Genomic DNA, 19,199 nt, shown 5'->3' on the forward strand with positions numbered 1-19,199 from the left:
CGCGATAAAATGCGGCTATTCGACGCTCAGCCGCGCCGTGCCGTCCCGGTTCAGACGGGAGCGAGCGCCGCGCCGGCGTCAGGGCGCACCGGTTTTCATTCCAAGGAGTTCCACAATGCCTCTCGTATCAATGCGTCAATTGCTGGACCACGCGGCAGAGCACGGTTACGGCCTGCCGGCCTTCAACGTGAACAACCTGGAGCAGGTCCAGGCGATCATGGCGGCGGCGGATCAGGTCGGCGCGCCCGTGATCATGCAGGCATCGGCCGGCGCGCGTAAGTATGCGGGCGAGCCGTTCCTGCGCCACCTGATCGAAGCGGCGGTCGAGTCGTATCCGCACATCCCGGTCGTGATGCACCAGGACCATGGCCAGTCGCCGGCGGTCTGCATGGCCGCGATCCGCAGCGGCTTCACCAGCGTGATGATGGACGGTTCGCTCGAAGCCGACGGCAAGACGGTCGCCTCGTACGAATACAACGTCGACGTGTCGCGCAAGGTCGTCGAGATGGCGCACTCGATCGGCGTGACGGTCGAAGCCGAACTCGGCGTGCTCGGTTCGCTCGAGACGATGAAGGGCGACAAGGAAGACGGCCACGGCGCGGAAGGCACGATGACCCGCGAGCAGCTGCTGACCGATCCGGAGCAGGCCGCCGACTTCGTGAAGCTTACGCAGTGCGATGCGCTCGCGATCGCGATCGGTACGTCGCACGGCGCGTACAAGTTCACGAAGAAGCCGACGGGCGACATCCTGTCGATCCAGCGCATCAAGGAAATCCACGCGCGCATCCCGAACACGCACCTCGTGATGCACGGTTCGTCGTCGGTGCCGCAGGAGCTGCTGGCCGAGATCCGCGAATTCGGCGGCGACATGAAGGAAACCTACGGCGTGCCGGTCGAGGAAATCCAGGAAGGCATCAAGCACGGCGTGCGCAAGATCAACATCGACACCGACCTGCGTCTCGCGATCACCGGCGCGATCCGCCGCTACATGTTCGAGAACCCGGGCAAGTTCGATCCGCGCGACTACCTGAAGCCCGCGCGCGAAGCGGCGAAGAAGGTGTGCGTCGACCGCTACCTCGCGTTCGGCTGCGAAGGCCAGGCCGCGAAGATCAAGCCGGTCGCGCTCGACAAGATCGCCGAACAGTACAAGTCCGGCGCGCTCGCGCAGGTCGTGCGCTGAGACTGTAGTACGATTGCCCCGCCCGGCGTTGCCGCCGGGTCGAGGCTGGCTGCCCGGGCGCCGGATCCGATCCGGCCCTGACAGCCGTTCCGTCCGGCCGAACAAGGGCCGGCCGGCAGCCGCGGGCGCGAGCGCCCGCCGGTTCGCCGACGCATTGCAAGACCGCCGTTCCCGCCTGCCGCGGGGAACGGCGTTTCCCTTTTTGTTTGGCTCCTTATCTGCGAAAAGACGATGTCTACCCTTTACGAATCCACGCTCCGCTCGCTGCCGCTCCTCGGTCGCGGCAAGGTCCGCGACAACTACGCGGTCGGCAACGACAAGCTCCTGATCGTCACGACCGATCGCCTGTCGGCATTCGACGTGATCATGGGCGAGCCGATTCCGAACAAGGGCCGCGTGCTGAACCAGATGGCGAACTTCTGGTTCGACAAGCTCGCGCACATCGTGCCGAACCACCTGACCGGCGACGCGCCGGAATCGGTCGTCGCGGCTGACGAAGTCGAGCAGGTCAAGGGCCGCGCGGCGGTCGTCAAGCGCCTCGAGCCGATCATGATCGAAGCGGTCGTGCGCGGCTACCTGGCCGGCAGCGGCTGGAAGGAATACCAGGAATCGGGCGCCGTGTGCGGCGTGAAGCTGCCGGAAGGGCTGCAGAACGCGCAGAAGCTGCCCGAGCCGATCTTCACGCCGGCCGCGAAGGCCGAACTCGGCGAGCACGACGAGAACATCACGTTCGAGGAAACCGAGCGCCGCATCGGCACCGAGCTGGCCGCGACGATCCGCGACATCTCGATCAGGCTGTACAAGGAAGCGGCCGACTACGCGGCGACGCGCGGCATCATCATCGCCGACACGAAGTTCGAATTCGGCCTCGACAACCACGGCAAGCTGTATCTGATGGACGAAGTGCTGACGGCCGATTCGTCGCGCTTCTGGCCGGCCGACCAGTACCAGGTCGGCACCAACCCGCCGTCGTTCGACAAGCAGTTCGTGCGCGACTGGCTCGAGACGCAGCCGTGGGGCAAGACCGCGCCGGCCCCGGCGCTGCCGGCCGACGTCGTCGCGAAGACGGCCGCGAAGTACCAGGAAGCGCTCGAACGCATCACCGGCCAGCCGCTCGCCTGACAGAGGAAACGCACGAAATGAGTGAAGTCCAGACTGCCCACACGCACAGCGCGCCGCTCGTCGGCGTGCTGATGGGTTCGAGTTCCGACTGGGACGTGATGAAGAACGCGGTCGCGATCCTGCAGGAATTCGGCGTGCCGTACGAAGCGAAGGTCGTGTCCGCGCACCGGATGCCCGACGAGATGTTCGACTATGCGGAGAAGGCGCGCGAGCGCGGGCTGCGCGCGATCATCGCGGGCGCCGGCGGCGCCGCGCACCTGCCCGGCATGCTGGCCGCGAAGACCACGGTGCCGGTGCTCGGCGTGCCGGTCGCGAGCAAGTACCTGAAGGGCGTCGATTCGCTGCACTCGATCGTGCAGATGCCGAAGGGCGTGCCGGTCGCGACGTTCGCGATCGGCGAGGCCGGCGCCGCGAATGCCGCGCTGTTCGCGGTGTCGATCCTGTCCGGCACGTCGGTCGACTATGCGAACCGGCTCGCCGCGTTCCGCGTGCGCCAGAACGAAGCCGCACACGCGATGGTGCTGCCGCCGCTCGCATGACGGCACCGGCGGCTGCACATCGTGGCCGTCCGACCCTCCCCACTGCGGCGGGCAGCGCCCGCCGCGACCGACCACTGACATGACCGCAACTCCTGATTCCGTTTCCCCGATCCTGCCCGGCGCGTGGCTGGGCATGGTCGGCGGTGGCCAGCTCGGCCGCATGTTCTGCTTTGCCGCCCAGTCGATGGGCTATCGCGTCGCCGTGCTCGATCCCGATCCGACGAGCCCAGCGGGCGCGGTCGCCGACCGCCACCTGCGCGCGGCGTACGACGACGAAGCCGCGCTTGCCGAACTGGCCGGGCTGTGCGAGGCCGTGTCGACGGAATTCGAGAACGTGCCGGCCGCGAGCCTCGACTTCCTCGCGCGCACCACGTTCGTCGCGCCGGCCGGCCGCTGCGTCGCCGTCGCGCAGGACCGGATCGCGGAGAAGCGTTTCATCGAGGCGTCCGGCGTGCCGGTCGCGCCGCACGTCGTGATCGAATCGGCGGCGGCACTCGCCGCGCTCGACGATGCGTCGCTCGCCGCGGTGCTGCCGGGCATCCTGAAGACGGCGCGCCTCGGCTACGACGGCAAGGGCCAGGTGCGCGTGAACACCGCGCAGGAAGCGCGCGACGCGCATGCGGCGCTCGGCGGCGTGCCGTGCGTGCTCGAAAAGCGCCTGCCGCTGAAGTACGAAGTGTCCGCGCTGATCGCGCGCGGCGCGGACGGCCGCTCGGCCGCCTTTCCGCTCGCGCAGAACGTGCATCACAACGGCATCCTCGCGCTGACGGTCGTGCCGGCGCCGTCCGCCGATGCGGCGCGCGTCGAGGAAGCGCAGCAGGCGGCCATCCGGATCGCCGATACGCTCGGCTACGTCGGCGTGCTGTGCGTCGAATTCTTCGTGCTGGAAGACGGCTCGTTCGTCGCGAACGAAATGGCGCCGCGTCCGCACAACTCCGGCCACTACACGGTCGATGCGTGCGCAACCAGCCAGTTCGAGCAGCAGGTGCGCGCGATGACGCGCATGCCGCTCGGCAACCCGCGCCAGCATTCGCCGGCCGCGATGCTGAACATCCTCGGCGACGTGTGGTTCCCGAACGGTGCGACCGGCGAGGCCGTCACGCCGCCGTGGGACACGGTCGCCGCGATGCCGGCCGCGCACCTGCACCTGTACGGCAAGGAAGAAGCGCGCGTCGGCCGCAAGATGGGCCACGTGAACTTCACGGCCGAGACGCGCGACGACGCGGTCGCCGCCGCGAACGCGTGCGCGCAGCTGCTGCGCGTGCCGCTCGACTGAGGCGCGTGCCGATGTCCATCGATCTCCCGAACTCGGTGACGCCCGCGCAGATCGACGCGGCCGCCGCGCTGCTCGACGCGGGGCAGCTCGTCGCGTTTCCGACCGAAACCGTGTACGGGCTCGGCGGCGACGCGGCGAATCCCGAGGCCGTCGCGCGCATCTACGCGGCGAAAGGGCGTCCGGCGAATCATCCGGTGATCGTGCATCTGCCGCCCGGCGGCGATCCCGGCTACTGGGCCGCCGGCCTGCCGGCCGATGCGCAGGCGCTGATCGATGCATTCTGGCCGGGGCCGCTCACGCTGATCCTGAAGCGCCATGCGCGCATTCCCGACGCCGTCAGCGGCGGCCAGGATTCGGTCGGCCTGCGCTGCCCGTCGCATCCGGTCGCGCAGGCGCTGCTGGCCGCGTTCAGCGCGCGGCGCGGCGGCCACGGCGGCGTTGCCGCGCCGTCCGCGAACCGCTTCGGCCACGTGAGCCCGACCACCGCGCAGCACGTGCGCGACGAATTCGGCGACACGGTGCACGTGCTCGACGGCGGCGCGTCCGAAGTCGGCATCGAATCGACGATCCTCGACCTGTCGCGCGGCTTCCCCGCGCTGTTGCGGCCGGGCCACGTGACGCCGCAGCAGATCGCCGACGTGCTCGGCCGCGCGCCGCGCCTGCCGGACGGCAGCGACGCGACCGCGCCGCGCGCATCCGGCACGCTGAAGGCGCATTACGCGCCGCGCACGCCGCTCGCGCTGCTGCCGTTCGATGCGCTCGAGCCGCTGCTCGCGGCCGCGCAGGCGGACGGCGAACGCGTCGCGCTCGTCGCGCGCGCATCGCGTGCGGGACGCTGGGCGCAGGCCGACGGCGTGCATTTCGTCGCGGCGCCGGAAGATCCGCAAGCCTATGCGCGCGACCTGTACGGGATGCTGCGCGCGCTCGACCGTGCGCAGGTCGCACGCATTCTCGTCGAGAAACTGCCCGAGACCGTCGAGTGGATCGCGGTCAACGATCGGCTCGGCCGCGCGGCCGCAGCGTTCGAGGCGCGCGACTGACGCCGCCGTCCACACCGTCCACGCAAACAAAAAACGCCTGACCGGCGCGAACCGGTCAGGCGTTTTCGTTTGGGCGCGTGGCCGGCGGCTTACTTGCCGACGCCGGACTTCGCGATCTGCTGTTCGACGTACTGCGCGAACAGCGCGTGCAGGCGCGTCGTCGGGTGGACCGTATCGGCGAACATGTAGGTCTGGTCCGCGTTCGCGACCGTGTAGGTCTGCGGCGAGCAGAACAGCGACGAACCGAACGCGGTCGCATTCGCGACGCCGTACTGCGTCGCGGCCTGGACCATCGCTTTCAGGTTGCACGCCGTATCGGTGTTCTTCACGCTGAAGCCGTTCGCCTGATAGTTGGCCGCGATGCCGTCCTGCCACGTGAACGAATCGACCACCGCGTACTTCGTCGGGTCGACCTTCAGCGCGGCAAGCGTGCCGACCAGCGTCTGGTTGAAGAGGCCCGACAGTTGCGTGAACGCGGCCTGCGTGCCGCCCTGCAGCGCGAGCGGCGTGCCGCCGATGTCCGGCACGTTCGCGACGAACACGTGCGTCGCGCCGGCCGCGACGATCTGCTGGACGATGCCGCCGAGCTGCTGCGCGGCGAGCCCGATCGCCTGCGCGGCCGCGAGCTGCGCGGCCGGCGTGTTGCCTTGCGCCTGCGCGACCTGCGCCTGGTAGAAGATGTCGTTCGCGCCGCCGTTGATCAGCACGATCTGGCCGGCGTTGAAGCTGCCGTGCTGCGACAGGTACTGCTTGACCTGATCGGCGATCGGCGTCGTCGTCGCCTGCGCGTAGTCCGCGTTCGCGACGCTGGCATCCGCGTGGCCGATACCCGGCTGCAGCGTCACGCGCGAGCCGCCCTGTGCGTAGCCGAGCCCGCCGGTGGCCTGCAGCGGAATGCCGAAGCCGCCCTGGTTCGCGGGCTGCAGCGTGTCGCCGTAGTACTGCGCGACGTCCTGCGTCCACACCTGGCCCGGGTTGGTCGTGAAGCGGCCGCCGCCGAAGCCGAGCTTGATCTGCGAGTAGGTGCCGACATCCGACAGGCTGTCGCCGAACGATACGATCTGCATCTTCACGCCGGACGGCGGCGTGTTCGACGCGCTGCTGCCGTTGTTGTCGTCGCCGCCGCCGCATGCGGCGAGCAGCGCGAGCGCGGCGCCCGCGATCGCGATTTGCGCGGTGCGCAGCAGGCGGTGGCGGTTGCGCGACGGCGTGATTTGTTGTGTCTGCATCTGATGTATCTCCTCGTAGATATGGCCCGATGTGTTGTGCATCTGCCGCGTGCCTCCTCAGGTACAGGCTGCGCGGCGGCCGTTGGCTGAAGCGGTTTATTGGTCGCGCACGGCCGCAAGCGGCGCGGTGCGCGGATCGTGATTCGCAGCCTCGGCGTTCTGCGCATGATAAGCGCTCGCCCATTCGGGCGGGCCGAAAATCGCGCGCAGCTTGTTGCGCCATCCTGGCACGCGCAACGCGTCGGCCGCCATCGACACCCACTCGTGAAACGTTGCGACGAGCGGGTTGTTCGAGCCGAGCGGCTCGACGATGCCGTATTGCGGCGGATCGTCGGGGGCTTCCTCGACGAAGCTGCCGAACAGGCGGTCCCAGATCACGAGCACGCCTGCGTAATTGCGGTCGATGTAGCGCGGGTTGCGCGCATGGTGCGCGCGATGGATCGACGGCGTGTTGAACACGTATTCGAGCCAGCCGAGCTTGCCGATCGCCTGCGTATGCACGAAGAACTGGAACGCGAGGTTGATCAGCACGACGCCGACGATCTGCTGCGGCGGGAAGCCGAGCACCGCGAGCGGCAGCCAGAACGCCCACATGCCCGCGACGGGGTACATCAGGCTCTGCCGGAACGCGGTCGAGAAATTCATCCGCTCGGACGAGTGGTGCACGACGTGCGCGGCCCACAGCCAGCGCACGCGATGGCTCGCGCGATGGAACACGTAATAGAGGAAATCCTGGCCGACGAACAGCACCGCGAACGACAGCCAGCCGTCGTGCCACGTGAACAGCCGGAAATGTGCGTAGCAGTACGCATAAACGGGAATCACGAACAGCCACGCGAGTTTATCGGCGCCCTGGTGCATCAGTGCGAGCGCCGCATTGCACAGCGTGTCGCGCCACGCGTAGACATGGTCCTGCGCGCGCGTGCGCGCGAGGTGCCACGCTTCCCACGCGATGCACAGCAGGAAGACGGGCGCCAGCGCGAGCAGAAGCAATTCGACGTCGAATCGCATGGACGTGTCTCCTCCTTTCCCCTGCAAGCCGTGAGGCCGGGCGTGCGGCCCGTTGTAGATATCGGTCAGGCCAACAGCCTACGCAATCGCCACGCGCTAGGCGAGGGGGCAGCGTAGAGGGTTCCCTCTGAGGACAGGGTTTTTACGGAAGCCGCGCGGCGCGGGGCCGCGCGGTGTGGCCCTGTTTGCAGGGCGGGCTGGCGCGCGGCGTCCGGCGCGCCGCCGCGGGTAGGCGTTTCAAACCGCGAACGGCGGTTTCGCGGGTGGGGCAGCGATCGGTTGAGCGCGCGGTTCCCGTGCATGCGGCGCCGGGCGAGGCCGGCGCAATGCGACCGCGAGCATTTGCCGCGCGGCGCCCCGGCATCCGGTGCCGGGCCACGGCCGGCGCAATGCAATCGCGAGTGCCGGCGCGCCGCCGCGCAGTGCGTGCCGCGTCAGTGCGCGCCCGCGTAGACCCATTCGAGCAGCGTGTCGTGCGCGGCGCGCGCGGCTTCCGCATGATCGTCGTTGATGAAGCTGACGACGATGTAGCTCTGGCCGTCGGCACCGGCCACGTAGCCCGCGATCGCGCGCACGTCGCGCAGCGTGCCGGTCTTGATGTGCGCGTTGCCGAGCACGCCCGCGTTGGTCAGGCGGTTCTTCATCGTGCCGTCGATACCGGCGATCGGCAGCGAATCGATGAACGCCTGCGCGACCGGGCTCGCGTTCGCGGCCTGCAGCAGCGCGGCGAGCGACAGTGCGCTCACGTGCTCGTCGCGCGACAGGCCCGAGCCGTTCTCGAGCTCGAGGTCGGGCATCGCGATGCCGCTCTTCTGCAGGAACGCGCGAATCGCGCGGCTCGACTGCTCGGGCGTCGCGGGCGGCTTGCCGGCGACCGCGCCGATCGTCAGGAACAGGTTGCGCGCCATCACGTTGTTGCTGAACTTGTTGATGTCGTACACGATGCTGCCGAGCACCGGGCTGTGATGCACGGCGAGCGGCCGCGCGGCGGTCGGCACCTTGCCTTCGCTGACCGGGCCGGCGATCGTGCCGCCGTCCTGCTGCCACAGCGCGAGGAAGCCGCGCGCGAAGAACGTCGTGTGATCGAGGATCGCGAGGTTGGTCGTGCGCGCACCGCAGCGCAGCGGATAATCGCCGGCGAACGACGCGGTCATGATCCCGCCGCCGCCGGCCGACAGCGTCGGGCGAGCGGCCGCGGCGGCCGCGCCGCACGAGCCCGTGCCTTCGTACAGCTGATTGTCGATCGACAGGTTCGCGAGCGGCGGCAGCACGTCGATGGCGACCTTGCCGTCGTCGCCGGGCGTGACCGTGAACGACACGGCCTTGAACGCATACAGCAGCGGATCGGGGCCGACGTTGTACGGCGCGCTCACGTCGTCGTCGAACGACGGCAGGTCGCGCGTCGATGCGGCGAAATAGGTCTTGTCGAGCACGAGCCCGCCGGCCACGCGCTTGACGCCCGCCTTGCGCAGCTTGTCGACGAGGTCGATCAGTTCCTCGGGCACGAGCTTCGGGTCGCCGGTGCCCTTGATGTACAGGTTGCCTTGCAGCGTGCCGTCCGGGTCGACCGGGCCGTCCGCATACGCAGTGGTGCGCCAGCGGAAGTCGGGGCCGAGGATCGACAGGCCGGAGTACGTCGTGACGAGCTTCATCGTCGACGCCGGCAGCATCGGCCGGCTCGCGTTCCATGCGATCAGCGGCTCGGGATCGCCGACGCGCTCGACGACGACGCTCATCGCCGACGCCGGCACCTTCGCGCGCTGCAGCGCGACGAGCACGGACGCCGGCAGGCCGGCGGCGCGCGCGGCGGGCGACACGACGGCGGTCTTGCGTGCTTCCTTGTGGGATTTCTTGCGGGCCTGCGCGGGCGGCGCGAACGCGAGGGCCGTGCAGGTGGCGATGACGGCGGCCGCGCGCAGGCACACGCGGGCACGCGGGGCGAACCGGGCGGAAAGATCGGAAATCGGCATGGGCGAATACGGGAAAAGCACAGGGTCCGGGCAGGGCGCGCGCGGCGCCGGAGCGCACATTGTAGAGACAACTCCGTCCGCAGCCGCTGCAAACTGCCTTTCTGTTGCATTGCAGGGAGCACCGTCGATTCGCGGCGCTACAATGGTCGCCATGTTTTACTCGTCCCATGGGTTCCGGTTCCGATGCGGATTCTGCTAGTTGAAGACGATCGAATGATTGCCGACGGCGTGCGCAAGGCGCTGCGCGCCGACGGCTTCGCGGTCGACTGGGTGCAGGACGGCGACGCGGCGCTCACGGCGCTCGGCGGCGAAACGTACGACCTGCTGCTGCTCGACCTCGGGCTGCCGAAGCGCGACGGCATCGACGTGCTGCGCACGCTGCGCGCGCGCGGGCTGTCGCTGCCGGTACTGATCGTCACCGCGCGCGATGCGGTGGCCGATCGCGTAAAGGGCCTCGACGCGGGCGCCGACGACTACCTCGTCAAGCCGTTCGACCTCGACGAACTCGGCGCGCGGATGCGCGCGCTGATCCGCCGCCAGGCGGGACGCAGCGAGTCGCTGATCCGCCACGGCGCGCTGACGCTCGACCCCGCATCGCACCAGGTGACGCTCGACGGCGCGCCCGTCGCGCTGTCCGCGCGCGAGTTCGCGCTGCTCGAGGCGCTGCTCGCGCGGCCCGGCGCGGTGCTGTCGAAGAGCCAGCTCGAGGAGAAGATGTACGGCTGGGGCGAGGAGATCGGCAGCAACACGGTCGAGGTCTACATCCACGCGCTGCGCAAGAAGCTCGGTTCGGACCTGATCCGCAACGTGCGCGGGCTCGGCTACATGGTCGTCAAGGAAAGCTGACGCGTGAGGTCGATTCGTCATCAATTGCTGATCTGGCTGCTCGCGATCGTCGTCGCGGGCGTGGGCATCGCGGGCTGGCTGATCTACCGGCAGGCGCTCGCCGAAGCGAACGAACTGTTCGACTACCAGTTGCAGGAAATCGCCGCGGCGCTGCCGTCGGAACCGTTCTCGCAGGTGTTCGGCTCGCGCACCAACGGCGACGAGGGCATCGTGATCCAGATCTGGAACCGCAACGGCGTGCTGATGTACTTCTCGCATCCGCGCGCGCCGATCGCGCCGCGCGCGGAACTCGGCTTCTCGACCGAGCGCACCGATCGCGGCGAATGGCGCGTGTACGGCGCGATCGTCGGCGACAACGTCGTGCAGCTCGCACAGCCGCTGTCGGTGCGCAACCGGCTCGCCGCGAACGTCGCGCTGCGCACGCTGTGGCCGCTGATCGTGCTGCTGCCGTTCCTCGGCGCGGCGGTGTGGACGATCGTCGGGCGCGGGCTCGCGCCGCTCGAACGCGTGACGCGCGCGGTCGAGGCGCGCCGGCCGGAAGCGCTCGATCCGCTGCCCGACGCGCGGCTGCCGCTCGAGGTGCAGCCGCTCGTGCGCGCGCTGAACGGGCTGCTCGCGCGATTGTCGGCGGCGCTCGACACGCAGAAGGCGTTCGTCGCCGATGCCGCGCACGAACTGCGCACGCCGCTCGCGGCCGTGCAGATCCAGGCGCAGCTCGTCGCACGCGCGAAGGACGATGCATCGCGCCGCGAGGCGGTCGCCGATCTGCAGGACGGCGTCACGCGCGCGACGCGTCTCACCGAACAGCTGCTCGCGCTCGCCCGCGCGGAACCCGACGGCGCGACCGTGCGCGAGCCGGTCGACCTGCACGCGCTGCTCGCCGAATGCGTGGCCGCGCACGCGCCGCTCGCGCAGCGGCGCGCGATCGACCTCGGCTTCGAGGAGGCGCGCGCGGCGACCGTCGTCGCGGACGTCGGCGCGCTGCGCGTGATGTTCGGAAACCTGCTCGACAACGCGGTGAAGTACACGCCGGACGGCGGCCGCATCGACGTGTCGCTGACGCGCGATGCGGCCGGGCGCGCGTGCGTGCAGATCGCCGACAGCGGGCCCGGCATCCCGGCCGACGAGCGCGAGCGCGTATTCGACCGCTTCTACCGCGACAGCTCCGCGCGCGCGCGCGCCGACGTGTCGGGCAGCGGGCTCGGGCTCGCGATCGTCAAGCGTGTCGCCGCGCAGCAGGGCGCGACGGTGTCGCTCGGCGACGCGGCCGCGGGCGGGCTGCTCGTGAGCGTCGTGTTCCGCGACGCCGACACGCGCGAGCCGGCGCCGCACGCGTCCGAATTCGCGTGACCGAGGCGCGCGTAGCGGCTTAAGCCCCGCTTAAGGGCGATTAAGCCTCCTTTAAGTCAGGGTCGTTACGCTGCGACCTAACAAAGAGGAGGTCCTACGATGAACACCCGATTCCTTGCGCGCGGCGCCGTCGCGGTCGCCGTGGCGGCCGCGCTGTCCGCCGGCTATGTCGCGGGCACCCGCCACGCCGATCCGCAGATCATCACGCCTGCGCAGGCTGCCGCGCTGATGCCGGCCGAAGCCGCGGCGAAGACCGGCATCCCCGATTTCTCCGGGCTGGTCGAGACGTACGGCCCGGCGGTCGTGAACATCAGCGCGAAGCACGTCGTGAAGCAGGTGTCGCGGCGCGTGCAACAGCCGCAGTTGCGGATGGATCCGAGCGATCCGTTCTACCAGTTCTTCAAGCACTTCTACGGCCAGGTGCCGGGCATGGGCGGCGACGCGCAGCCGGACGACCAGCCGAGCGCGAGCCTCGGTTCGGGATTCATCGTCAGCTCCGACGGGTACATCCTCACCAACGCGCACGTGATCGACGGCGCGAACGTCGTCACGGTGAAGCTGACCGACAAGCGCGAATACAAGGCGAAGGTCATCGGCTCGGACAAGCAGTCCGACGTCGCGGTGCTGAAGATCGACGCGAGCGGCCTGCCGACCGTGAAGATCGGCGATCCGGCGCAGAGCAAGGTCGGCCAGTGGGTCGTCGCGATCGGTTCGCCGTACGGTTTCGACAACACGGTCACCTCCGGCATCATCAGCGCGAAATCGCGCGCGCTGCCCGACGAGAACTACACGCCGTTCATCCAGACCGACGTGCCGGTGAACCCCGGCAACTCGGGCGGCCCGCTGTTCAACCTGCAGGGCGAGGTGATCGGCATCAATTCGATGATCTACTCGCAGACGGGCGGCTTCCAGGGCCTGTCGTTCGCGATTCCGATCAACGAGGCGATCAAGGTCAAGGACGAGCTCGTGAAGACGGGCCACGTGAGCCGCGGCCGCCTCGGCGTCGCCGTGCAGGGGCTGAACCAGACGCTCGCAAGTTCGTTCGGGCTGCAGAAGCCGGACGGCGCGCTCGTCAGCTCGGTCGATCCGAACGGCCCGGCCGCGCAGGCCGGCCTGCAGCCGGGCGACGTGATCCTGGCGGTCAACGGCTCGCCGGTCGCCGATTCCACGTCGCTGCCCGCGCAGATCGCGAACCTGAAACCGGGCTCGAAGGCCGACCTGCAGGTGTGGCGCGACAAGTCGAAGAAGTCGATCAGCGTGACGCTCGGCGCCATGACCGACGCGAAGGTGGCGTCGAACGACGGCAGCCCCGTCGAGCAGGGGCGCCTCGGTGTCGCGGTCCGTCCGCTCACGCCGCAGGAGCGCAGCGCGACCAGCCTGTCGCACGGGCTGATCGTGCAGCAGGCCGGCGGCCCGGCCGCGAGCGCGGGCATCCAGCCCGGCGACGTGATCCTCGCGGTGAACGGCCGTCCGGTCACGAGCCCCGAGCAGTTGCGCGAGGCCGTCAAGGGAGCGGGCAACAGTCTTGCTCTGTTGATTCAGCGCGATAATGCACAGATCTTCGTGCCGGTCGACCTGAGCTGACCGGCGGCCGTTGCGGGCCGGCGTGGCCGGCCCTGGCGGGCGCCGCAGGCGTTCGGCCCCGTGGGTGCTGTGTTCCGACCCGAAAGGAGAGAGCCATGCAATATCTACGCAACGTGTCCCGATTTACCGTCGCGGCGGTGCTGGCCGCCGGCCTGGCGGCTGCCGCGCCCGGCGCGTACGCGCAATCATCGGACGGCCTGCCCGAAGCGACCGAGCAGGGTGACGTCAGCTATGTGTCAGGCGGCATCGGCAAGGATCAATCGACGGCGTTCGAGCGCAACGAGGCGGCATGGCCGCTCGCGCTGCGCTTCACCGGCAAGGGCGGCGAATATCTGGCCGACGTCCACGTGCGGATCGTCGACGGCAAGGGCACCGAACTGCTGAAGACGGATGCGCGCGGGCCGTACATGCTCGTGAAGTTGCCGCCGGGACGCTATACGGTGCATGCGTCGTACCAGGGCAGCGACGAGACGCGCGCGGTTACGGTCGGCGCGAAGGGCGGTGCGAAGGCCGCGTTCCAGTGGAGTGCGCAGTAACGCACCGCGCGCGAGCCCGCCGCGGGTCGCGCAATCGGACGAAGTTTCGCCCATAATGAAAGCCACGGCCTCGTGCCGTGGCTTTTTCGTTTCCGCGCCCGGCGTGCCGCCGGGGCTGCCCGGAGGAGAAACGATGTCCGCTGCCGCCGACCCTCGCCTCGAAATCGTGCCGAACCGCCATCGCGTGCGCGTGATCCATCGCGGCATCACGTATGCCGACTCGCACGGCGCGCTCACCGTGCGTGAGACGGGCCTGCCGGACACCCATTACCTGCCGCGCGGCGACGTCAACATGCGCAGGCTCGTGAAGTCGAGCGTCACGACCGTCTGTCCGGTGCGGGGACAGGCCGTCTACTTCGACCTGCAGACCGAAGACGGCGTGATCGAGAACGCCGCATGGAGTTACGAAGAACCGGCGGAGGCGGCGTTCGCGCTTGCGCACTACGTCGCCTTCGATGCCGCACGGGTCGACAGTCTCGTCGAGACGTCCTGATGCGGCGCGCGTTCATCGAGGAAGCGCCATGGAACTGAACGACACGTTACGCGTACCGCTCGCGCCGGCCGTCGTGCGCGACGCGCTCGAGGATCTCGCGCTGCTGCGCGCGAGCTTCGACCATTGCGAGTCGTTCGAGAAACTCGGGCAAGGCGAATTCGCGCTGACGATCACGGTGCCGCTCGGCCCGCTGCGCGCACGCTACGACGTGCGTGCGCATTCGGCGAACGAGCAGGGCGATGGCGAAGGGCAGCCGCGCCGCGTGCTGAACTTCAAGGCGCGGGCCGACGGTCTCGGCGCGCTGCGCGGCCAGGTCGAGCTCCTGCTGCTTCCGGAACAAGGCGACGCGGACGCGACGCGCATCGATTACGTGGTGTGGGCGACGGCGAGCGGGCCGCTCGCCGAGTTGCCGGCCCGGCAGATCGAGAATGCGCTGCGCGAGTGGACCGACGATTTCTTCCGCGAATTCAGCGCGGTCGTGCAGGCGAAGCACGGTCTCGTGCCGAACCGCGCACGGGCGAACCCGCCGCGCCGCCAGCACGTGTTCCTGCGGCCCGCGTCGCTGATGGCCGCGGCGAAGCGTCCGCTGCCGCACCTCGGCGGCGCACTGAGCGGACGTGCCGCAAGCGCCGTTCATCATCGCGAATCCGGCCCGCTGCCCGGCTGGGCGTGGGCGGCGATCGTCGTGTTCGTCGCGCTGCTGCTGTATGCCGCGCGCTGGATCAACGGCGCCTGAGCGCCCGCGCCCGCTCGCGTCTTGCCCGTCCGCCCGCGGCTGGCGCGGCGGCCGTCAGCGCGATGCGTCGGGCCCGGCGCCGCGAAATTCCTTCCGATAGGCCGACGGCGACGTGCCGAGCGCGCCCGCGAAATGCTGGCGCAGCGACACGCTCGACCCGTAGCCGGCCGCCTGCGCGATCGCGTCGATCGATTGTCCGGTGGTTTCCAGCAGATGCTGCGCGCGCGTGAGCCGCTCCGCCTGCAGCCACGCGGTGACGGTCGTGCCCGTCGCCTGGCGAAAGTGGCGCGTGAACGTGCGCCGGCTCATCAGCACGCGTTCGGCGAGCGAATCCACGCTGTGCGCGACGTCGAGATGCGCGCGCACCCAGTCGAGCAGGCCTGCGAGCCGGGCATCGCGCGGATGCGCGGCGACCGGCTGCGGCACGTATTGCGCCTGACCGCCCTGGCGGTGCGGCGGGATCACGAGGCGGCGCGCGATCCGGTTTGCGGCGTCCGAGCCGAAGCGCCGCCGCACGACGTGCAGGCAGCAGTCGAGCCCGGCGGCGGTGCCGGCCGACGTCATCAGGTTGCCGTCGTCGACGTACAGCACGTCGGGGTCGAGCCTCACGCGCGGAAAGCGCTGCGCGAAGTCGTCGGCCCATGCCCAGTGCGTCGTGGCCGGGCGCCCGTCGAGCAGCCCGGCTGCGGCGAGCACGTATGCACCGAGGCACAGGCCGACGACCTGCGCGCCGCGCGCGGCCGCCGTGCGCACCGCGTCGACCATGGCCGCCGGCGGCGCTTCTTCCGGATCGCGCCACGCGGGCACGATCACGATGTCCGCATCGTCGAGCGCATCGAACCCGTACGGCGCGGTGATCGTGAAGCCGCCCGTGGTCGACAACGGAGCGCGTTCGGCCGAACAGACGCGGAAATCGAACGCGGGCGTCGCGGCCGCATCGCGCTCCTTGCCGAACACGACGGACGGCACCGACAGATGGAACGGGCTGATGCCGTCGTACGCGATCACGGCGACGACGGTCGGGGCGGGGGCAGCGGACGACGCAGCGGCGCGCATGGCGGGCTCCGGAATGGCGATGGCCCGATTCTATCGAATATTGGCTATCGGGCCACTGTCCGCGTGCGCGGGGCGATCCGACAATGCATCCCGTCGCGCTGCTGGCCGCTTCGTTCCGGAGCGGGGCGGCGCCGTCAAACCGGGAGTCCTGTCATGTCGAATGCCGTGTCGTCGTCCTCCGCCTTTTCTGCTTCCGCTTCCCGCCGTGCGCTGATCGTGATCGACGTGCAGAACGAATACGTGACGGGCGGCCTGCCGATCGAGTATCCGCCCGTCGACGCGTCGCTCGCGAACATCGGCCGCGCGATCGACGCCGCGCATGCGGCCGGCGTGCCGGTGATCGTCGTCCAGCACGTCGCGCCGGCGGGCGCGCCGATCTTCGCGCCCGGCACGGACGGCGTCGCGCTGCATCCGGTCGTCGCCGGCCGCCCGTATGCGCACCTGATCGTGAAGGCGCAGGCCAGCGCCTTCGCCGGCACCGATCTCGCCGCGTGGCTCGACGCGCACGGAATCGACACGCTCACGGTCGCCGGCTACATGACGCACAACTGCAATGCGTCGACGGTCTATCACGCGGCGCATGCCGGGCTGACCGTCGAGTACCTTTCGGACGCGACCGGCGCGGTGCCGTACGAGAACGAAGCCGGCGCGGTGAGCGCCGAAGAGATTCACCGCGCGTACACGGTGGTGTTCCAGTCGAACTTCGCGGCGGTGATGTCGACCGATGCGTGGATCGCCGGGCTCGGCGGCGCGGCGATGCCGACGCGCGATTCGGTGGCCGCGTCGAACCGGCGGGCCCGCGCGCGGCGAGCGAAGGCGGCGTGACGGAAGCGGGGACGGGAAGGGAAGTATTCCTCGGGTGGCAAGCCATTGCCGCTGCCGCCCGGGCGGCCGGCCGATCCGGCCGACGGCGATGAAACGGCGCAACGCGCCGGCCAAAGCGGCTCAGTCGGCCGCCTTCAGCATCGCCGGGCTGTAACGCATCATGTCGAAGCAGCCGTCGACGAGCTGTTCCGCATGCTGCTCGGCGTCGATCTCGTCGGGCAGCATCAGCATGTCGCGCACGAAACCGCTGACGAGCGTGTGCAGCATCAGCGTCGCGCGCCACGTGTCGAGGCGCTCGGGCAGCAGCTTGAGCCGCACGGCCACCGCGAGGTCCGCGTCGATCGCGTGCAGCGCCTCGCTCATTCCGGCGCGATTGCGCTGCAGCAGCGGCTCCATGTCCGCCACGTATTCGCACTTCATGAACAGGATGCTGAACACGCGCCGCAGTTGCGAGTCGCGCTGCACGCCGAGCAGGCACCAGATCAGGATCTTGCGGATCTTCTCGAGCGGATTGCCGCCGGGCGCATCGAGCGGCATCCGCTTGAGCTCGTCGATCGGCAGGAACACGCGGTCGAACATCGCATCGAACAATTCGCTCTTGTTCGCGAAATGCCAGTAGATCGCGCCGCGCGTCACGCCGGCGTGCTGGGCGATGTCCGCGAGCGACGTGTGCGACACGCCCTTCTCGAAGAACACGTGTTCGGCGGCGTCGAGAATGCGGTTCCGCGTCTCGAGCGCCTCCTCCTTGGTGCGTCTGACCATGTGCAGGCCTGAATGGATCGATCGTAGGTGAATATAGGGTCTGTGACCGTCGCCGCCGTCGGGCGGAGCCGCTATGCTTGCGACTAGTAATAATTCGTAAGACTGGACGGTTGGCGGCGGGCGAGCGGGCTTTTTACATACATTCGTGAATGTATATACAATACCACCCTACGATCGAATGACCCAAGTGGCAATCAGTTAATATCCCACTCTGCTGATTCCCGCCCTAGTACTTGTCCGCAGTTCGCGGCATCTCGTCGGCATGGAGGTCTCGTGCCGACTTGCTGTATCCAGTAGTCCAGTAATTCAGGTGTTCGATCGGCGCCGCGAGGCGCATCCGTGTGACGCTCCGTCCGGGCGCCGCACTTATTCCATTGGTTATACACAGAGGTCGCTCCATGCGCGTCGAACGGGTTCCATACCGCTTACTCACTGTCGCGACGGCCGCCGTTTTCCTGGCCGCGTGCGGGAAAAAAGAATCGGCACCGCCGCCGCAAACGCCGGAAGTCGGCGTCGTCACCGTCCAGCCGCAATCCGTTCCGGTGTTCACCGAACTGCCCGGCCGCACCAGTGCCTTCCTCGTCGCGCAAGTCCGCGCACGGGTCGACGGCATCGTGCTGCGTCGTGAATTCACCGAAGGCAGCGACGTCAAGGCCGGCCAGCGCCTCTACAAGATCGACCCGGCGCCGTACCTCGCGCAGCTGAACAGCGCGAAGGCGACGCTCGCGAAGGCGCAGGCGAACCTCGTCACGCAGAACGCGCTGGTCGCGCGCTACAAGGTGCTGGTCGCCGCGAATGCAGTGAGCAAGCAGGACTACGACAACGCGGTGGCCACGCAAGGCCAGGCGGCGGCGGACGTCGCGGCCGGCAAGGCAGCGGTCGAGACCGCGCAGATCAACCTCGGCTATACGGACGTCGTTTCGCCGATCACCGGCCGCGTCGGCATTTCGCAGGTCACGCCGGGCGCGTACGTGCAGGCGAGCCAGGCGACGCTGATGTCGACGGTGCAGCAGCTCGATCCGGTCTATGTCGACCTCACGCAGTCGAGCCTCGACGGGCTGAAACTGCGCCAGGACGTGCAGAGCGGCCGCCTGAAGACGAGCGGCCCGGGCGCGGCGAAGGTGACGCTGATCCTCGAGGACGGCAAGGCGTATCCGGAGCCGGGCAAGCTGCAGTTCTCCGACGTGACGGTCGACCAGACCACCGGCTCGGTCACCATTCGTGCGGTGTTCCCGAACCCGGGCCGCGTGCTGCTGCCGGGGATGTTCGTGCGCGCACGGATCGAGGAAGGCGTGAACGAGAACGCGTTCCTGGTGCCGCAGATCGGCGTCACGCATGACCAGAAGGGCCAGGCGGTCGCGATGGTCGTGAACGCGAACAACAAGGTCGAGCCGCGTCCGCTGAAGACGACCGGCATGCAGGGGCAGAACTGGGTCGTCGAAGGCGGTCTGCAGGCGGGCGACCGCGTGATCGTGCAGGGCGTCGACAAGGTGCGTCCGGGCGCGACCGTGAAGTCGGTCCCGGCGCAGCTGCCGGCCGCCGCAGCGGCATCGGGCGCTGCAGCCGCTTCGGGTGCCGCCGCCTCGGGCGCAGCACCGGCGAGCGCCGCCGCTGCGTCGAGCGCGCAATAACAGGGAGCCTGTT

At 69.2% G+C, this 19,199-nt stretch carries 18 protein-coding genes; 13 read left to right on the forward strand and 5 right to left on the reverse strand.

Going from position 1 to position 19,199, the window contains the following annotated elements:
* Positions 1-115: 115 nt before the first annotated feature.
* The 5 genes from fba to Q3A80_RS19810 all read left to right on the forward strand — a co-directional run bounded on the left by fba (position 116) and on the right by Q3A80_RS19810 (position 5,157).
* Positions 116-1,180 carry a class II fructose-bisphosphate aldolase gene (gene fba / locus Q3A80_RS19790; RefSeq protein ID WP_060246980.1) on the forward strand — a complete coding sequence of 355 codons (1,065 nt, stop codon included), beginning with the start codon at positions 116-118 and terminating at the stop codon, positions 1,178-1,180.
* Between the two features lie 231 nt (positions 1,181-1,411).
* On the forward strand, positions 1,412-2,302 hold the full coding sequence (locus Q3A80_RS19795; protein ID WP_446330588.1) for a phosphoribosylaminoimidazolesuccinocarboxamide synthase: 891 nt from the start codon (positions 1,412-1,414) through the stop codon (positions 2,300-2,302).
* 17 nt (positions 2,303-2,319) lie between these two features.
* Positions 2,320-2,841: a 5-(carboxyamino)imidazole ribonucleotide mutase gene (gene purE / locus Q3A80_RS19800; RefSeq protein WP_012364611.1), complete on the forward strand. Its 522-nt coding sequence runs from the start codon at positions 2,320-2,322 to the stop codon at positions 2,839-2,841.
* 79 nt (positions 2,842-2,920) lie between these two features.
* The gene (locus tag Q3A80_RS19805; RefSeq protein ID WP_446330589.1) at positions 2,921-4,117 is read left to right on the forward strand and encodes a 5-(carboxyamino)imidazole ribonucleotide synthase; all 1,197 of its coding nucleotides are present in this window, start codon (positions 2,921-2,923) and stop codon (positions 4,115-4,117) included.
* 11 nt (positions 4,118-4,128) lie between these two features.
* Positions 4,129-5,157 (forward strand): L-threonylcarbamoyladenylate synthase, encoded by a 1,029-nt coding sequence (locus tag Q3A80_RS19810; protein WP_446330590.1) that lies wholly within the window; start codon positions 4,129-4,131, stop codon positions 5,155-5,157.
* An 89-nt stretch (positions 5,158-5,246) separates the two neighbouring features.
* On the opposite strand, the gene Q3A80_RS19815 is transcribed toward Q3A80_RS19810, so the two are convergent.
* From Q3A80_RS19815 to dacB, 3 genes are all read right to left on the reverse strand, one after another.
* A complete protein-coding gene (locus Q3A80_RS19815) occupies positions 5,247-6,386 on the reverse strand; it encodes an SGNH/GDSL hydrolase family protein (protein ID WP_446330591.1) in 1,140 nt (379 codons plus the stop codon).
* A 96-nt stretch (positions 6,387-6,482) separates the two neighbouring features.
* Positions 6,483-7,397 (reverse strand): sterol desaturase family protein, encoded by a 915-nt coding sequence (locus Q3A80_RS19820; protein ID WP_446330592.1) that lies wholly within the window; start codon positions 7,395-7,397, stop codon positions 6,483-6,485.
* Positions 7,398-7,831: 434 nt separating this feature from the next.
* The gene (gene dacB / locus Q3A80_RS19825) at positions 7,832-9,367 is read right to left on the reverse strand and encodes a D-alanyl-D-alanine carboxypeptidase/D-alanyl-D-alanine endopeptidase (protein WP_446330593.1); all 1,536 of its coding nucleotides are present in this window, start codon (positions 9,365-9,367) and stop codon (positions 7,832-7,834) included.
* 183 nt (positions 9,368-9,550) lie between these two features.
* Between dacB and Q3A80_RS19830 the strand changes: the two genes are divergently transcribed.
* The 6 genes from Q3A80_RS19830 to Q3A80_RS19855 all read left to right on the forward strand — a co-directional run bounded on the left by Q3A80_RS19830 (position 9,551) and on the right by Q3A80_RS19855 (position 14,912).
* Positions 9,551-10,213 carry a response regulator gene (locus Q3A80_RS19830; RefSeq protein WP_446330594.1) on the forward strand — a complete coding sequence of 221 codons (663 nt, stop codon included), beginning with the start codon at positions 9,551-9,553 and terminating at the stop codon, positions 10,211-10,213.
* Positions 10,214-10,216: 3 nt separating this feature from the next.
* Entirely contained in the window at positions 10,217-11,563 is a 1,347-nt protein-coding gene (locus Q3A80_RS19835) for an ATP-binding protein (RefSeq protein WP_446330595.1), read from the forward strand.
* A gap of 99 nt (positions 11,564-11,662) precedes the next feature.
* Positions 11,663-13,147 carry a DegQ family serine endoprotease gene (locus Q3A80_RS19840; protein ID WP_446330596.1) on the forward strand — a complete coding sequence of 495 codons (1,485 nt, stop codon included), beginning with the start codon at positions 11,663-11,665 and terminating at the stop codon, positions 13,145-13,147.
* A gap of 95 nt (positions 13,148-13,242) precedes the next feature.
* Positions 13,243-13,683 (forward strand): carboxypeptidase-like regulatory domain-containing protein, encoded by a 441-nt coding sequence (locus Q3A80_RS19845; RefSeq protein WP_446330597.1) that lies wholly within the window; start codon positions 13,243-13,245, stop codon positions 13,681-13,683.
* Positions 13,684-13,816: 133 nt separating this feature from the next.
* Positions 13,817-14,176 carry a DUF427 domain-containing protein gene (locus Q3A80_RS19850; protein WP_446330598.1) on the forward strand — a complete coding sequence of 120 codons (360 nt, stop codon included), beginning with the start codon at positions 13,817-13,819 and terminating at the stop codon, positions 14,174-14,176.
* 28 nt (positions 14,177-14,204) lie between these two features.
* The gene (locus Q3A80_RS19855) at positions 14,205-14,912 is read left to right on the forward strand and encodes a CoxG family protein (RefSeq protein WP_446330599.1); all 708 of its coding nucleotides are present in this window, start codon (positions 14,205-14,207) and stop codon (positions 14,910-14,912) included.
* A 54-nt stretch (positions 14,913-14,966) separates the two neighbouring features.
* Here the strand turns inward: Q3A80_RS19855 and Q3A80_RS19860 are convergent, their stop codons facing one another.
* Positions 14,967-15,968, reverse strand: coding sequence for a helix-turn-helix domain-containing protein (locus Q3A80_RS19860; protein WP_446330600.1), 1,002 nt, complete (start codon positions 15,966-15,968; stop codon positions 14,967-14,969).
* Between the two features lie 153 nt (positions 15,969-16,121).
* Between Q3A80_RS19860 and Q3A80_RS19865 the strand changes: the two genes are divergently transcribed.
* Complete coding sequence (locus Q3A80_RS19865) at positions 16,122-16,793, forward strand: cysteine hydrolase family protein (RefSeq protein WP_446330601.1); 672 nt, start codon at positions 16,122-16,124, stop codon at positions 16,791-16,793.
* A gap of 120 nt (positions 16,794-16,913) precedes the next feature.
* On the opposite strand, the gene Q3A80_RS19870 is transcribed toward Q3A80_RS19865, so the two are convergent.
* Positions 16,914-17,555: a TetR family transcriptional regulator gene (locus Q3A80_RS19870; protein ID WP_446330602.1), complete on the reverse strand. Its 642-nt coding sequence runs from the start codon at positions 17,553-17,555 to the stop codon at positions 16,914-16,916.
* A gap of 398 nt (positions 17,556-17,953) precedes the next feature.
* Between Q3A80_RS19870 and Q3A80_RS19875 the strand changes: the two genes are divergently transcribed.
* Complete coding sequence (locus Q3A80_RS19875; RefSeq protein ID WP_446330603.1) at positions 17,954-19,186, forward strand: efflux RND transporter periplasmic adaptor subunit; 1,233 nt, start codon at positions 17,954-17,956, stop codon at positions 19,184-19,186.
* Positions 19,187-19,199 lie beyond the last annotated feature (13 nt).

The organism is Burkholderia sp. SR8, assembly GCF_052851275.1.